The 14,308-nt window shown below is 61.3% G+C and carries 16 protein-coding genes and 1 pseudogene; 9 read left to right on the top strand and 8 right to left on the bottom strand.

The annotated features are described in order from the left end of the window. Positions 1–169: 169 nt before the first annotated feature. Together IFT99_RS17320 and IFT99_RS26495 are read left to right on the top strand one after the other, a co-directional pair. On the top strand, positions 170–1,621 hold the full coding sequence (locus IFT99_RS17320; RefSeq protein WP_065992933.1) for an NCS1 family nucleobase:cation symporter-1: 1,452 nt from the start codon (positions 170–172) through the stop codon (positions 1,619–1,621). Positions 1,622–1,803: 182 nt separating this feature from the next. Beyond that, entirely contained in the window at positions 1,804–1,929 is a 126-nt protein-coding gene (locus IFT99_RS26495) for a PA1414 family protein (protein WP_122535674.1), read from the top strand. A 124-nt stretch (positions 1,930–2,053) separates the two neighbouring features. On the opposite strand, the gene IFT99_RS17315 is transcribed toward IFT99_RS26495, so the two are convergent. Beyond that, complete coding sequence (locus IFT99_RS17315) at positions 2,054–2,344, bottom strand: hypothetical protein (RefSeq protein WP_065992934.1); 291 nt, start codon at positions 2,342–2,344, stop codon at positions 2,054–2,056. Between the two features lie 487 nt (positions 2,345–2,831). Then, positions 2,832–3,782, bottom strand: a complete 951-nt coding sequence (speB, locus tag IFT99_RS17310) for an agmatinase (protein ID WP_065992936.1) — start codon at positions 3,780–3,782, stop codon at positions 2,832–2,834. Between the two features lie 165 nt (positions 3,783–3,947). Between speB and IFT99_RS17305 the strand changes: the two genes are divergently transcribed. Continuing rightward, positions 3,948–4,841 (top strand): LysR family transcriptional regulator, encoded by an 894-nt coding sequence (locus IFT99_RS17305; RefSeq protein WP_192133831.1) that lies wholly within the window; start codon positions 3,948–3,950, stop codon positions 4,839–4,841. A 10-nt stretch (positions 4,842–4,851) separates the two neighbouring features. After that, positions 4,852–5,442, top strand: coding sequence for a tRNA-uridine aminocarboxypropyltransferase (locus IFT99_RS17300; RefSeq protein WP_192133829.1), 591 nt, complete (start codon positions 4,852–4,854; stop codon positions 5,440–5,442). A gap of 12 nt (positions 5,443–5,454) precedes the next feature. On the opposite strand, the gene IFT99_RS17295 is transcribed toward IFT99_RS17300, so the two are convergent. The 3 genes from IFT99_RS17295 to IFT99_RS17285 form a co-directional block, all read right to left on the bottom strand. Continuing rightward, a complete protein-coding gene (locus IFT99_RS17295; protein WP_192133827.1) occupies positions 5,455–5,676 on the bottom strand; it encodes a DUF6316 family protein in 222 nt (73 codons plus the stop codon). A gap of 154 nt (positions 5,677–5,830) precedes the next feature. Then, positions 5,831–6,445 (bottom strand): NAD(P)H-dependent oxidoreductase, encoded by a 615-nt coding sequence (locus IFT99_RS17290; protein ID WP_192133826.1) that lies wholly within the window; start codon positions 6,443–6,445, stop codon positions 5,831–5,833. Next, positions 6,438–7,832, bottom strand: coding sequence for a class II fumarate hydratase (locus tag IFT99_RS17285; RefSeq protein WP_192133823.1), 1,395 nt, complete (start codon positions 7,830–7,832; stop codon positions 6,438–6,440). The genes IFT99_RS17290 and IFT99_RS17285 overlap by 8 nt, the downstream gene beginning before the upstream one ends. 260 nt (positions 7,833–8,092) lie before the next feature. On the opposite strand from IFT99_RS17285, the gene IFT99_RS17280 reads away from it, so the two are divergent. Together IFT99_RS17280 and IFT99_RS17275 are read left to right on the top strand one after the other, a co-directional pair. Beyond that, positions 8,093–8,629 carry a DUF2059 domain-containing protein gene (locus IFT99_RS17280; RefSeq protein ID WP_065992947.1) on the top strand — a complete coding sequence of 179 codons (537 nt, stop codon included), beginning with the start codon at positions 8,093–8,095 and terminating at the stop codon, positions 8,627–8,629. Between the two features lie 12 nt (positions 8,630–8,641). Next, the gene (locus IFT99_RS17275; RefSeq protein ID WP_192133821.1) at positions 8,642–8,938 is read left to right on the top strand and encodes a BolA family protein; all 297 of its coding nucleotides are present in this window, start codon (positions 8,642–8,644) and stop codon (positions 8,936–8,938) included. Positions 8,939–8,989: 51 nt separating this feature from the next. Here the strand turns inward: IFT99_RS17275 and IFT99_RS17270 are convergent, their stop codons facing one another. From IFT99_RS17270 to IFT99_RS26590, 3 genes and pseudogenes are all read right to left on the bottom strand, one after another. After that, entirely contained in the window at positions 8,990–9,553 is a 564-nt protein-coding gene (locus IFT99_RS17270; RefSeq protein WP_065992951.1) for a TetR/AcrR family transcriptional regulator, read from the bottom strand. Between the two features lie 104 nt (positions 9,554–9,657). After that, positions 9,658–10,359, bottom strand: a complete 702-nt coding sequence (locus IFT99_RS17265; RefSeq protein WP_192133819.1) for a glutathione S-transferase family protein — start codon at positions 10,357–10,359, stop codon at positions 9,658–9,660. A 132-nt stretch (positions 10,360–10,491) separates the two neighbouring features. Next, a pseudogene (locus IFT99_RS26590) lies at positions 10,492–10,635 on the bottom strand (FMN-dependent NADH-azoreductase); the annotation flags it as partial. Between the two features lie 187 nt (positions 10,636–10,822). On the opposite strand from IFT99_RS26590, the gene trhO reads away from it, so the two are divergent. Genes trhO through IFT99_RS17250 form a run of 3 tightly spaced genes read left to right on the top strand, consistent with a single transcriptional unit; the run spans position 10,823 to position 14,267 of the window. Further along, a complete protein-coding gene (gene trhO, locus IFT99_RS17260) occupies positions 10,823–11,794 on the top strand; it encodes an oxygen-dependent tRNA uridine(34) hydroxylase TrhO (RefSeq protein WP_192133817.1) in 972 nt (323 codons plus the stop codon). Positions 11,795–11,797: 3 nt separating this feature from the next. Further along, positions 11,798–12,433, top strand: coding sequence for a DsbA family protein (locus IFT99_RS17255; protein ID WP_192133815.1), 636 nt, complete (start codon positions 11,798–11,800; stop codon positions 12,431–12,433). Between the two features lie 10 nt (positions 12,434–12,443). Further along, a complete protein-coding gene (locus IFT99_RS17250) occupies positions 12,444–14,267 on the top strand; it encodes an ABC transporter ATP-binding protein (RefSeq protein WP_192134055.1) in 1,824 nt (607 codons plus the stop codon). Positions 14,268–14,308 lie beyond the last annotated feature (41 nt).

Raw genomic sequence — 14,308 nt, 5'->3', positions numbered from 1 at the left:
GCCTCATCGGCTGCCGGAAACCCGCTGTCTTGGCGTCTTGCACGCGGGCCTCTTCGGCAATGGCACGCATTCTGCCTCCTGTTTCGTATACAACCCACACGCGCTCCCGTACGCAGTGTGTGCACGTGTGATGCCGGGAGCCGCTTCGTCCTTATGAGGGAGAAATGCGATGACCGAGCCATTGCCGAAGGGCTACAGCCCCCGCCTGTACAACGAGGACCTGGGCCCCGTGCCGCAGAAATGGACCTGGTACAACATTTTCGCGTTCTGGATGAGTGACGTGCACAGCGTGGGCGGCTACGTCTTCGCGGCCAGCCTTTTTGCCCTCGGGCTGGCGAGCTGGCAGGTGCTGATCGCGCTGCTGGCGGGTATCTGCATTATTCAGGTGATCGCCAACCTGCTGGCCAGGCCGAGTCAGCAGGCCGCCGTGCCATATCCGGTGATCTGCCGTCTGGCCTTCGGCGTGTTCGGTGCGAATATTCCAGCGGTGATCCGCGGTCTGATCGCGGTGGCGTGGTACGGGGTGCAAACGTACCTGGCGTCCAGCGCGCTGATCATCGTGGTGCTGCGCTTCTTCCCACAGATGTCGGTCTACGCAGAGCCGCACTTTGCAGGTTTGTCTTACCTCGGCTGGTTCGGCTTCCTGGCACTCTGGGTGGTACAGGCGGCTGTGTTCTGGACCGGGATGGACTCGATCCGCCGCTTCATCGACTGGGCCGGCCCTGTGGTCTACGCCGTGATGTTCATCCTGGCGGGCTGGATTGTCTGGAAGGCGGGCTGGACCAACATCAGTTTTACCCTCTCCGAAAAATCGCTGACCGGCTGGGAAGCGTTTTCCCAAGTGATCATGGCCACGGCGCTGGTGGTGTCCTACTTCTCGGGTCCTACGCTTAACTTTGGCGACTTCAGTCGCTACTGCCGGAGCATGTCTGAAGTACGGCGCGGCAATTTCTGGGGGCTGCCGATCAATTTTCTGGCCTTCTCACTGGTCACCGTTGTCATCGTTTCGGGAACGTTGCCGGTGTTCGGCGAGATGTTGCATGACCCGATCGCCACGGTGGCGCGCATCGACAATGACATCGCTGTGCTCCTTGGCGCATTTGCTTTCGTGACTGCGACGATCGGCATCAACATCGTCGCCAACTTCGTGTCGCCAGCGTTCGACTTCGCCAACGTCGCCCCCAGCAAGATCAGCTGGCGCGCAGGCGGGATGATCGCGGCGGTGGCGTCCATCTTCATCACACCATGGAATCTGTTCAACAACCCCGCCGTTATCCATTACACGCTGGACGTGCTGGCAGCGTTCATCGGGCCGTTGTTCGGCATCTTGCTGGTGGATTATTACGTGATCAAAAAGCAACAGATCGACGTCGACGCGCTGTTCAACGATGGGCCGACCGGACGCTACTGGTACACCGGCGGGGTGAATTACACGGCGGTGAAGGCGCTGTTGCTGGCAACCCTGGCAGGCATTGCCATCACCTTCATCCCGGCATTGCAGCCGATGGCGAACTTTGCATGGTTTACAGGATGTTTCCTGGGGGGTGGGGTCTTCTATCTGCTGGCCAGACGTCGCCAGGCCCATGAATGCGCGGTGATGACGCCCGTGGTGGCAGGTTGACGGCCCTGCCGTTTGTCGCGTGATGGCTTCGAATGACCGATTTGCAGTGTCACATCGTCATGCAAGGCGAAAAATTCCTGCCGCGACACTCGGTAGCAGGCGTAAAGTGCGCCTTAGCACTATGATCTGCTCCAGGCAGTTCGGACATTGGCTGCCGAGTATTTCCCTGAAGGGGGCGTTATATGAACAGCAAATTGCAAGAATGGCTTCACGATGTAGGCGTCGCGCTCGGGTTGATTGAAAAGCCAAAGCTGCAACCCATTCCCGTGCGCAGCAACGATGATGAGCGTCGTCGTCCACGCCGTTGAGTGCCCGGTAACACGTGTAAAAAAAGCGGCGCTATCGCCCGATAGCCCGCTCTGTTTTCCCCGACCGTTCGGTTACCTCTCCCGTATGATTCAGCTGCTTTCCCAAATCGATCCCGATTGCCCCTCAGTGGTGGGTCCTGCGTTTCTTCTCGACGAGAATCAGGTCAACCAGGCCCTGCAGCGTCAGTTGTCCGTAGGGTGAATGCGCGGACATACCTGCTATATCGGCCTTGATCTGATTCGGGAGGACAACGCCAAAGTCGCTTTGCAGAATTGAAAAAAATTCGTTGAAGTCGGCTTCATCCAGCTCAAGCGCGCTCAGCGTCACGTCCTCTTCTTCCTGAATCAGGGTTTTGTCGACCAGAATCTTTCCGATTGTGTCGATGACATGTTGTCTGACTTCGCTTCGCTTCATGGCAGGCCTCTGCTTTGATTCAAGTGGTAATCACCCCAACATCAAAAAACAGAGGGTTGTGGCAGAAATGCCCAGTGAGCAACCACCCTGAAAACCTGCGCTGCGATGCGCAACGTCGGCGGTCTCGGACTAAGGCTAGCCCAAGTTGGCGGGACACGAATGGCAGGTGTGTGCGGATTTTTTGTAACGGCGAGCAATGAAAGAACGGCGCGCCCGATGCAGCGCACACATGTGGGACCGGCTTCACCCAGGAAGGCGTCAGGCGCTACACCGCAAAATTGAGGGTGCTCATACAGGCCTCTTCCCGGCTAAAGCCGGTCCCACAAAGTCAGCGCGTGCAAATCGTAGGACCGGCTTCAGCCGGGAAGGCGTCAGGCGCCACACCGCAAAATTGAGGAGTGCTCATAGGGGTCTCTTCCCGGCTGAAGCCGGTCCCACTAAAAAAGCAGCCGCCTGGTCCCATTAAGCAACCCCTCCAGTCCCGCTGTCAGCGGTGCGCGACGCCGGGCAGCACGCAGAGCATTTCGTAGAGCAGATTGGCGCCCAGCAACGAGGTGTTGCCGGTGGTGTCGTAGGGCGGCGAGACCTCGACGAGGTCGCAGCCGATCAGGTCCAGCCCCTGGCACCCACGGATGATTTCGATGGCCTGAATGGTAGTCAGCCCGCCGATCTCTGGCGTACCCGTGCCCGGCGCCCAGGCCGGGTCAATGCCGTCGATGTCGAAACTCAGGTACACCGGACCGCCGCCCACCTTCTCGCGCACTTCGGCCATCAGCGGCGCCAGCGACTTGTGCCAGCACTCCTCGGCCTGGACCACGCGGAACCCCTGCTTGCGGCTCCAGTTGAAATCTTCGGCGGTATAGCCCTGGGCACGCAGACCAATCTGAACCACCCGATCGCAATCCAGAAGACCTTCCTCCACCGCTCGGCGGAAGGTGGTGCCGTGGGCGATCTTCTCGCCGAACATGTGATCGTTGACGTCCGCGTGGGCGTCGATGTGCACAAGCCCCACCTTGCCGTGTTTCTTCTTCATGGCGCGCAGGATCGGCAGCGTGATGGTGTGATCGCCGCCGAGGGTCAGCGGGATGATGCCGTGCTCGAGAAAACCGTCGTAGGCCTCTTCGATGATGCGCACGGCGTCCAGCAGATTGAACGTGTTGATCGCCACGTCGCCGATGTCCGCCACTGACAGGGAGTCAAAAGGGGCGGCGCCGGTGGCCATGTTGTAAGGGCGAATCATCACCGATTCGGCGCGAATTTCCCGTGGGCCGAAGCGGGTGCCGGCACGCAGGGACGTACCGATGTCCAGCGGCACGCCGACGAACGCCGCGTCCAGCCCGGCCGCGGTTTGCAGGTGCGGCAAGCGCATCATGGTGGCGATGCCGGCGAAGCGCGGCATTTCGTTGCCGCCCAGTGGTTGATGGAAAATCTTGTCCACGGGAATGCCTCATCGGTGGTAAGCAAAAGGGGCGGAAGCAAGCTTCCGGCATGGAGCCGATTCTGTTGACCGGACCCGCCGCGAACAATCCGTCAGGCGAAATACTTAGTTCAGATATTCCTGAAGTATCGGGTAAGCTGCGCGGAAAACCATCCTGGAAACCCCATGCCCAGCGCGCTTCCCGACCTCAAATTGCTGCGCATCTTCGCCTGTGTCGTGCGCCATCAGGGCTTTGCCAGCGCTCAGCAAGAACTCAATCTGTCGACCTCGGCGATCAGCACCTACATGAGCCAGCTTGAAGCCGCGCTCGGCATCGTGCTCTGTCATCGCGGGCGTGGCGGGTTCAGCCTGACCAGCAAGGGCGAGCTGTTTCATCAGGAAACCCTGCGCCTGCTCGGCGAACTGGAAGGCTTCGAGCTCTACGCCGCTGCGCTCAAGGGCGAGCTGCGCGGCACGCTCAATCTCGGCGTGCTGGACTCGACGGTCAGTGACCGCGCATTGCCCTTTGCGGAAGTCATCGGCGCCTACAGTGCGGAGCATCCGGCCGTGCATTTGCACCTTGCGGTGATGAGCCCCTACGAATTGCAGTTGGGCGTGCTGGACAACCGGCTGGACCTGGCGATCGGATCGTTTTCCACGCGCATGAATGGCCTGCTCTATCAGCCGCTGTACCGCGAGCAGCATTGGCTGTATTGCAGCAATCGCCACACGCTGTATGCCGAGCGGCGCATTCCCGAGCCCGTCATCACTCAACAGCGCATGGTCGGACGCGGCTACTGGAGCCAGGCCGAACTCGCCCGTCACGGCTTCAAGCACAGCGCCGCGACCGTCGAGAGTATGGAGGCGCAGCTGATTCTGGTGCTGTCCGGCGCCTACATCGGTTACTTGCCCGAGCACTACGCGCAATCGTGGGTGGATTCCGGGCACCTGCGGGTCTTGCTGCCGGCAACCTTTGGCTATCAGGCGCCGTTTTCGATGATCCTGCGCCGCGGGCGCAGCCGTGAGCCGCTGATTCAGACCTTTCGTGATCTGCTTAAAGCGCAGCTCAATCCACTGTAGGAAACCGACGATGTCCCGTGCCCGCTGCGAACGCTGCCTGCGTCCGACCAATCATTGCCTGTGTGCGCTGATTCCCGCGTTGGGCAGCCGGACGCGAGTGTTGATTTTGCAGCATCCCAGTGAGGTCAATCACGCGCTCAACACGGCGCGCCTGGCAGCCCTGGGCCTTGAGAATGCGGAGTTGCACGTGGGGGAGGTGTTCGAGGATCTGACGCAATGGCTGAGCCGGCCCGGTTATCGAGCGTGTCTGCTATTCCCGGGGGAGGAGGCCGTGGCGCTGACAGCCAGCCGTGCCGACGGAGTGCCCCTGCTGCTCGTCGTGCCTGATGGCACCTGGCGCAAGGCGCGCAAGTTGCTGCACCTCAACCCCTTGCTGGCGGCGTTGCCCAGGGTCGTGCTGACGGACGCGCCACCTTCACGCTATCGATTGCGCAAGGCGCCGGGGCCCGACGCGTTGTCGACGCTGGAGGCCATCGTCCATGCGCTGCACACGCTGGAGCCGGAGACATCATTCGAGGGCTTGTTGCGTCCGTTCGATGCACTGATCGACGGACAGATTGCAGCAATGGGCGAAGAGACGTTTCGCCGCAATCATTCCTAAAGGCGGGATCGGTCAGCCGTTGAGCGAGGAGGGCATGCGTGGCTGATACGCGCTGGCCGCCTGCATGCGACGGACATAGACCTCGGTTTCCCGTGCAGCGTCTTCCTTGCTCATGAACGGACCTTCGAGGGTGTTTTCCCGGGTGCTGAAGAAGTAGAGGCCATTGACACGGGAAACGCGGTCGCTGCGAAAACGAACAGTGGGGGCTGGATCTTGTTCACGCTTGCTTAACATAGCCTTCTCCGGGCATTGGGTTGGTACGCGAATGATCTGAATGGGCGACAGGCGCCGCCACAATGTGAGTCAGATCATTTGAATAGTAGCGTTCTTAACGGTTCCATCAACTTGCACCTCCGCTTCCCCGTTTTTGGAAGTGCAGGCACTTGATTTAGCGCTTCCCCAGCGCCTCGGCCTGATGAATCCACTGCTGACGCTGCTCCTCGGTAGAGGTGCGCACCGGCGAGAACTCCGTCAGGCGTGTGGTCTTGATCCCACAGAATTCAAGGATGGTTCTGACCATCTGCCGATGGGCAGGGGCCTTGAAGACCCAGCGGAAATACCGCGACGGCGTGTCCATGGTCACCAGCAATTCCGCCGTCCGGCCCTTCAGCAGCTCGTTCGAAGGGTGGTGCCTGCCATGGGCCTTGAAGGCAAAACCGGGCATGAACACCCGGTCGAAGAATCCACCGAGCAGGCTCGGCAAACCGCCCCACCAGACCGGATACACAAACACCAGATGCTGTGCCCAATGCACCTCGCGCTGGGCTTCAAGCAGATCGTGTTCCAGGGTCTGGGCGGACTCATAGCCACCGCGCAGCACCGGGTCGAAATCCATTTCGTCGAGCTTCAGCACCCGCACCACATGACCTTTGCTGCGCGCGCCCTGGGCATACGCCTCGCCCAGCGCGTGGCCGAGGCTGATGCTTTTCGGCGTGCCGATGATCATCAGGATGCGTTTGCCATAGCCTTCCAGTGGCGTGGCGCCGCTGATGGATTCAGCCATTGCTGCCAGCCTCGAGCATTTTTTCCGGACGCACCCAGGCGTCGAACTCGGCGTCGGTGAGGAAGCCCAGCTGCAGCGCCGCTTCGCGCAGGGTCAAGCCTTCGCTGTAGGCTTTCTTGGCGATCTGCGCCGAATTGTCGTAGCCGATGTGCGGGTTCAGCGCGGTCACCAGCATCAGGCCGCGTTCCAGATGCTCGGCCATCTTGGCGGCATCCGGTTCCATGCCGGCAATGCAGTGCTCGTTGAAGTTGCGGCAGCCATCGCCCAGCAAGCGGATCGATTGCAACAGGTTGTGGATGATCACCGGCTTGAACACGTTCAGCTGCAGGTGGCCCTGACTGGCGGCGAAGGTGATCGTGGTGTCGTTGCCCATCACCTGACACGCCAGCATCGACAGCGCTTCGCACTGGGTCGGGTTGACCTTGCCCGGCATGATCGAGCTGCCCGGTTCGTTGGCCTGCAGCTTCACTTCAGCCAGGCCCGCACGTGGGCCGGAACCCAGCAGGCGCAGGTCGTTGGCGATCTTCATCAGGGTCACGGCCAGGGTTTTCAGCGCGCCGGACAGGGCGGTCAGGGGCTCATGGCCGGCCAGCGCGGCAAACTTGTTCGGTGCGGTGACGAAGGGCAGGCCGGACAGCGCGGACAATTCGGCGGCAACGGCCTCGGCGAATCCGTGGGGCGAGTTCAAGCCGGTGCCGACAGCGGTGCCGCCCTGGGCCAGCTCGCACACCGCAGGCAACGCGGCGCGGATGCTTTTTTCAGCGTAATCGAGCTGGGCGACGTAGGCCGAGAGCTCCTGGCCGAAGGTGATCGGCGTGGCGTCCATCATGTGCGTGCGGCCGGTTTTCACCAGTTTCATGTGCCGCGAGGACTGCTCGGACAGACCACTGGACAGTTCGGCGATCGCCGGCAGCAGTTGCTCTTTCACCGCTTGCACCGCCGCGATGTGCATCGCGGTGGGGAAGCAGTCGTTGGAGCTTTGCGAGCGATTGACGTGATCGTTGGGGTGAACCGGCGATTTGCCGCCGCGAACGCCACCCGCCAGTTCGTTGGCACGGCCGGCGATGACTTCGTTCACGTTCATGTTGCTCTGGGTGCCGCTGCCGGTCTGCCAGACCACCAGGGGAAACTGATCGTCGAGCTGGCCTTGCAGCACCTCGTCAGCGGACTGCTCGATCAGGTTGGCAATATCGGCCGGCAGGTCGCCGTTGCGATTATTGACCCGCGCAGCGGCTTTTTTGATCAGCGCCAGCGCGTGCAATACCGGCAGCGGCATGCGCTCCTGGCCAATGGCGAAGTTGATGAGGGATCGTTGCGTCTGTGCCCCCCAGTAAGCGTCTTCGGGGACGTCGATCGGACCTATGCTGTCGGTTTCGGTACGGCTCACTGGACTCTCTCCTTAAGATCGATTGGCGCAGTTTAGTAACCGGGGGAGTCGGTGGGTTCCCCGTGGCTGCTGTGCGGTCGAACAGGTGCGCACAGTGTGCGACAAAACGCCCGGGCCGGTCGCCTTAAACCTTCGTGCGGGCGAGGGCGTCACGCCTGCGGGATAACCGCTCGTAGGGTCGGGGGTTGAGGGAAATGCGCAAAGGGGCGCAGAATGGCCGGCCTTGGGGTTCTGCCTCGCCTGCTAGATAAGGAAACTCGATGACCCGTCTTCGTGCCATTTGTGCTGCGGTTGCTCTGGTATGTGCCAGCGGCCAGGTTCTTGCCGATACCGCCAGCCATGAAGCCAGTGCTGTAGCGTTCCTCAAACTGGCTCACGCCGATCAACTGGGTGCGCCGGTTTACATGCAAGTCCAGCAGATGTTCGCTCAGCGCTTCGCTGAAACCAAAGCACCTGCGTCCAAGCAAGCCACTCTCGAAACCTATCAGGGCAAGGCCAACGCCGCGCTGGATCAGGTGATCAGCTGGCCAAAACTGCAGCCTGACATGGTCAAGCTGTACACCTCGAACTTCACCGAAAGCGAGCTGAAAGACCTGGTTGCCTTCTATCAGTCGCCACTGGGCCAGAAAGTCCAGGCGAAGATGCCGCAGATCAGCCAGCAGTCGTTCCAGCTGACCCAGAGCAAACTGGAAAGCGCGGTGCCTGTGGTCAACAAGCTGCTCGCCGACATGACCAAGGAACTGACCCCGGCCGGCGCCAAGCCAGCTGCACCGGCCGCTCCTGCCAAGAAGCCATAAGCGAAGCCTGACATGAGCATGCAACAGCGAATCGAATCCGCGTTGACGGTCTTTCAGCCCGAGTACCTTCATGTGCTCAATGAAAGCCACATGCACAGTCGCGGCACGGACACTCACTACAAGGCGGTGGTGGTCAGCGAGCAGTTCGCCGGCCTCAACGCGGTCAAGCGTCACCAGGAGGTCTACGGCCTGCTCGGTGGCCTGATGGGTGAGTTCCACGCTCTGGCGCTGCACACCTACACACCGGAGGAATGGGCGAAGCTCGGCTCGGCGCCGTCTTCACCGACCTGTGCAGGTGGGCATGACTGACGCCTGCCCCCCGAAGCAGGCCTTGCTGCAGGCTTCGGGGGCAAGCGGCTATCAAGCCGGTAAGGGGCCATAAGCGCGATAGGCCTCGATCAACGTATCGAACAGCGTGATGTCTGACCGGCTTCTTGCGATGAGCTGGGCCCCCGCGACGGCGGAAAAAATGGCGCGCGCGCGGACGTCGCTGTCGGTTGCCTCGCAGCAGTTGGCGGCGACAAGCTGTCGGCGCAGCCAGTCTGTATTCACCTGAGCAAAAGCCTGAATCTCCTCGGCCATGGCCGTGGGCAGATTATCGGTTTCCGCTCCCACGAAGCTGGCCAGACACAGCCGGTTGCCGGCCTCCAGCGAGCGACGAAAGATCTCTGGAAAACGACGCAGTGCTTCAGCGGGATCCGGCGTCTCCTCAGAAAGCGTCTCCAGCGCCGCCGCACCGTCTTGCCAGTACCGCCTGGCAACGGCAATGCCCAGGTCAGCCTTGCTCGGGAAGTGGTAGTAGATGCTGGCTGGCTTGATGCCAACCGCTTGGGCCAGGTCGCGAAAATTCAGTCCGTTGTAACCCTGTGACTGGGCAATGTTTCGGGCGGCCAGAAGTATGGCTTCGCGGGCGTTGATGCTCATTGTCGTGCCTTTCCTGGGTCGGACGAGTTGCAGTGGAACCGGCGATCTTAAAGCAAAAGTCCCTGCAACCGTCCTCACAGATCATGACTTGCCCTACGGACGTATCACGCGGAAGGCGAATCCAGCTCCGGTATGCCACTGCTGCGATCAGCGTAGGCGGCCTGGAAGGCCGGGCGTTTCTGCCAGCGCTGCCAGTAGCTGTACAGGTGCTCGAAACGCTCGTCCAGCGGGGTTGCGTTCACCGGGAATTTGGAGAAGGCAATCGCGGTCGCCAGCGTGATGTCGGCAAACGTGGGTTCGGCACCGCCGAGCAGCCACTCGCGACCGTCAGCCAGATGACGATTCACCAGGGCGGCGTGCATCAGTGCCTCTTTGCGGCAGTGCTCACCCCATGCCTCATTCTTCGTCAGCTCCAGCTTGAAGCCGAGCCCGGTGTGCAAGACGTGAAAAGCCGTGACGATCCGATACAGGATATGCACCCAGATGCGGTTATCCCACATGTTGTCCAGGCCTTGTTCCAGCGCGCTTTCGCCCATGATCTTGCGGCCTGGGTAGGACTGGTCGAGAAAACGGGCGATGGCCGGTGTTTCGGAAATATAGCTGCCATCCGCCAACTGGAGCGTAGGGGTTTCTCCCCATGGGTTCATGTTGAGGTGACGCCAGCCGCGTTGCTCGCCACCGGGCGCCATGTCATAGATGGTTTCATCGAACTGATCGGCGATGCCCTTTTCGTGCATGAACAGGCGCAGTCGCTGGGGGTTGGGAAACGCCGAAGGAGAGGTGAATAGCTGCAATTTGGTTGTCATGGCGCCGTCCTGTGGTGGAAGAATGTTCACCTAACGTTTGTTAGGTAGGCAAACCTTAGGCGCGAAAACCGTAGACGTCAATAGGCTACCTAACATTCGTTAGGTTTGTTTCTGCCTCATGCTAACCACCCTTCACGTCAGATCTGCAGCCAGCTTCGAGGCCTGTGCCAGCGCCGCGTTGAAATTCGTTTCTGCGGTCGTCGAATCCGCGAGGGTTGCCTCCGAGACCACCCCGTCGATGGCCGGTATACCCACCATTCGTGCCCAGGTTTTGAGGCGTCTGTGAGGCAGATGCCGATGTTCTTGATAGATGAGCAGGGTGATTGAGACGATTGATCAACCCGCCTGCCTGCCCACGTTCGATTCTTGATAGAATCCGCGCCGCGTTGCCCGGTCGGCACGCGTTCATCTGAATCATTCACCCGGTAGGCCCTTTGCGAGGGTCACCACCTGGAGACGCTACATGACCCAAACCGCCCCCATCGTCGTTGCGGCGCTGTACAAATTCGTCACCCTTTCCGATTACGTCGCACTGCGCGAGCCCCTGCTGCAGGCGATGGTCGACAACGGCATCAAAGGCACCTTGCTGATCGCTGAAGAAGGCATCAACGGCACGGTCTCCGGCAGCCGCGAGGGCATCGACGGCCTGATGGCCTGGCTGAAGAACGATCCGCGCATGGTCGACATCGACCACAAGGAATCATACTGCGACGACCAGCCGTTCTACCGCACCAAGGTCAAACTCAAGAAAGAGATCGTGACGTTGGGCGTCCCGGGCGTTGACCCGAACAAGGCGGTGGGCACCTATGTCGATCCCAAGGACTGGAACGCGCTGATCGCCGACCCTGAAGTGCTGCTCATCGACACGCGCAACGATTACGAAGTGTCCATCGGCACCTTCGAAGGCGCGATTGACCCCAAAACCACGTCCTTCCGCGAATTTCCGGAGTACGTCAAGGCCCACTTCGATCCGGCGAAGCACAAGAAGGTCGCGATGTTCTGCACCGGCGGCATTCGCTGTGAAAAGGCGTCCAGCTACATGCTCGGTGAAGGCTTTGAAGAGGTCTATCACCTCAAGGGCGGCATCCTCAAATACCTGGAAGAAGTGCCCGAGGAAGAAACCCGCTGGCAGGGCGACTGCTTCGTGTTCGACAATCGCGTCACGGTCCGCCACGACCTGACCGAAGGCGACTACGATCAATGCCATGCCTGCCGCACGCCGATCAGCGCAGAAGACCGGGCCAGCGAGCATTATTCGCCGGGCGTCAGTTGCCCGCACTGCTGGGATTCGCTGAGCGAGAAAACCCGCCGCAGCGCCATCGACCGGCAAAAGCAGATCGAGCTGGCGAAGGCGCGCAATCAGCCGCACCCTATCGGTCGCAATTACCGTGCGCTCGACGGCCAGGCGACTGAAACCCCAAGCAACGAGGCCTGAACCATGTCCACCCGCCTGCTGTACGTGATGGACCCGATGTGTTCCTGGTGCTGGGGGTTTTCTCCGGTGGCCGAAGCATTGGTCGAGCAGGCGGGAGCGGCGGGGGTGCCGTTGCATCTGGTGGTGGGCGGATTGCGCACCGGCAGTGGCGCGGCGCTGGAACCGACGACCAAACGTTACATTCTTGAACACTGGCAAGCGGTGCACGAGGCCACGGGCCAGACGTTCCGTTTCGAGGATGCCTTGCCCGACGGTTTCGTCTACGACACTGCGCCCGCCTGCCGGGCCATCGTTGCGGCGCGCAGCCTGGCACCGGACGTCGCCTGGCGGCTGGTCAAAGAAATCCAGCAGGCCTTTTACCTTCACGGTCGCGACGTGACCCACGGCTCGGTGCTGGCCGAACTCGCCGAAAAAGCCGGTTTGCCGCGCATCGAGTTCGCCGAAGCCTTCGACAGCGTCGAACAGCACACGGCCACCGCGTCGGATTTTTCCTGGGTTCAGGACTTGGGCATCGCGGGTTTCCCGACGATGCTCGCCGAGCGCAACGGCCAACTGGCGCTGCTGACCAACGGCTATCAACCCCTGGAGGTCCTCGGGCCTTTGCTGGGTCGCTGGCTGGAGCGCAACGCCAGTGCCTGACGTCCCTGATCTGGAACATCGCCATCCCGCTGCACCGGCTAATGAACCTCCTGTCGCTGACCGCTTGAACTGGGCGCAGATCAGGCGCCTCGCGCTGCAGCACAAGAAGGCGCTGTGGGTGGCCAATGGCGTCGCGGTCCTGGCGGTGCTCTGCTCGGTGCCGATCCCGCTGCTGCTGCCCTTGCTGGTCGATGAAGTGCTGCTGGGCAAAGGTAATTCGGCACTCGTCTTCATGAATCAGTTTTTGCCGGACAGTCTGCAAAAGCCCGTCGGCTATATCGGTCTGATGCTGGTGGCGACACTGTGTCTGCGTTTGGGGGCGCTGGTGTTCAACGTGATCCAGTCGCGCTTGTTCGCCGGGCTCGCCAAGGACATCGTCTATCGCATCCGCACGCGCCTGATCGAGCGGCTCAAGCGGATCTCGCTGAGCGAATACGAAAGCCTGGGCACTGGCACGGTCACCGCGCATCTGGTGACGGATCTGGACACCGTGGACAAATTCGTCGGCGAGACGCTGAGCAAGTTTCTCGTGGCGATGCTGACCCTCACTGGGACCGCTGCGATCTTGATGTGGATGCACTGGCAACTGGCGCTGCTGATCCTGCTGTTCAACCCGCTGGTGGTGTTCGCCACGGTGAAGCTTGGCAAGCGCGTCAAGCACCTCAAGAAACTGGAAAACGACAGCACCTCACGCTTCACCCAGGCGCTGACCGAAACCCTCGAGGGTATTCAGGAGATCCGTGCCAGTAACCGTCAGGGCTATTTCCTCGGATTGCTCGGCCTGCGTGCCCGGGAAGTGCGCGATTACGCGGTGTCGTCCCAGTGGAAGAGCGACGCGTCGGGCCGGGCCAGCGGGCTGCTGTTTCAATTCGGCATCGACATTTTCCGCGCTGCCGCGATGCTCACGGTGCTGTTCTCCGACCTGTCCATCGGCCACATGCTCGCGGTGTTCAGCTACCTGTGGTTCATGATCGGTCCGGTCGAACAACTGCTGAATCTGCAGTACGCCTATTACGCGGCGGGCGGTGCTCTGACGCGCATCAACGAACTGCTGGCCCGCGCGGACGAGCCTCAGTATCCGGGGCAGAGCAATCCGTTCGCGGGTCGGCAGACGGTGAGCATCGACGTCCGCGGGCTGAGCTTCGGCTACAACGACGAGTTGGTCCTCGATCAGCTAGACCTGTCGATCAATCCCGGCGAAAAAGTCGCGATCGTCGGCGCCAGCGGCGGTGGCAAAAGCACCCTGGTGCAGTTGCTGCTCGGGCTCTACACCGCGAAATCCGGTCTCATCCGGTTTGGTGGCTCAAGCTTGCAGGAGATCGGCCTGGACACCGTGCGCGAGAACGTCGCCGTGGTCTTGCAGCATCCGGCGCTGTTCAACGACACCGTCCGCGCCAACCTGTTGATGGGCCGGGAGCAGGACGACAGGGCCTGTTGGCAGGCGCTGGAAATCGCCCAGATGGATGCGACGATCCGCGCGCTGCCGCTGGGGCTGGACAGCGTGGTCGGGCGCTCGGGTGTTCGGTTGTCCGGCGGCCAGCGCCAAAGGCTGGCCATTGCGCGCATGGTGCTGGCCGATCCCAAGGTGGTGATTCTCGACGAGGCCACCTCTGCGCTGGACGCCGCCACCGAGTACAACCTGCACCAGGCGCTCAACCGGTTTCTCAGTGGCCGCACGACGCTGATCATTGCCCACCGACTGTCGGCGGTGAAACAGGCGGACCGTGTACTGGTGTTCGATGGCGGGCGGATCGCCGAAGACGGTGATCACCAGCAACTGATTGCAGACGGCGGGCTGTACGCCAGGCTCTACGGACACCTGCAACAGGTGTGACACAGCGCGACGGGTTTTAGAGCCGCCACACTGAAATGGCG

The organism is Pseudomonas sp. CFBP 8772 (assembly GCF_014841665.1).
Classification (GTDB): domain Bacteria; phylum Pseudomonadota; class Gammaproteobacteria; order Pseudomonadales; family Pseudomonadaceae; genus Aquipseudomonas; species Aquipseudomonas graminis_B.
This window is presented reverse-complemented; position numbering and strand designations above follow the sequence as displayed.

Bases quoted from the DNA above. Each gene is read 5' to 3' on its own strand.
- IFT99_RS17295 (WP_192133827.1), bottom strand. From the start codon at position 5,676: ATGTTAAGCAAGCGTGAACAAGATCCAGCCCCCACTGTTCGTTTTCGC.
- IFT99_RS17305 (WP_192133831.1), top strand. From the start codon at position 3,948: ATGCCCAGCGCGCTTCCCGACCTCAAATTGCTGCGCATCTTCGCCTGT.
- IFT99_RS17315 (WP_065992934.1), bottom strand. From the start codon at position 2,344: ATGAAGCGAAGCGAAGTCAGACAACATGTCATCGACACAATCGGAAAG.
- IFT99_RS26495 (WP_122535674.1), top strand. From the start codon at position 1,804: ATGAACAGCAAATTGCAAGAATGGCTTCACGATGTAGGCGTCGCGCTC.
- IFT99_RS17320 (WP_065992933.1), top strand. From the start codon at position 170: ATGACCGAGCCATTGCCGAAGGGCTACAGCCCCCGCCTGTACAACGAG.
- IFT99_RS17275 (WP_192133821.1), top strand. From the start codon at position 8,642: ATGAGCATGCAACAGCGAATCGAATCCGCGTTGACGGTCTTTCAGCCC.
- IFT99_RS17255 (WP_192133815.1), top strand. From the start codon at position 11,798: ATGTCCACCCGCCTGCTGTACGTGATGGACCCGATGTGTTCCTGGTGC.
- IFT99_RS17300 (WP_192133829.1), top strand. From the start codon at position 4,852: ATGTCCCGTGCCCGCTGCGAACGCTGCCTGCGTCCGACCAATCATTGC.
- IFT99_RS17290 (WP_192133826.1), bottom strand. From the start codon at position 6,445: ATGGCTGAATCCATCAGCGGCGCCACGCCACTGGAAGGCTATGGCAAA.
- IFT99_RS17265 (WP_192133819.1), bottom strand. From the start codon at position 10,359: ATGACAACCAAATTGCAGCTATTCACCTCTCCTTCGGCGTTTCCCAAC.
- trhO (WP_192133817.1), top strand. From the start codon at position 10,823: ATGACCCAAACCGCCCCCATCGTCGTTGCGGCGCTGTACAAATTCGTC.
- IFT99_RS17280 (WP_065992947.1), top strand. From the start codon at position 8,093: ATGACCCGTCTTCGTGCCATTTGTGCTGCGGTTGCTCTGGTATGTGCC.
- IFT99_RS17270 (WP_065992951.1), bottom strand. From the start codon at position 9,553: ATGAGCATCAACGCCCGCGAAGCCATACTTCTGGCCGCCCGAAACATT.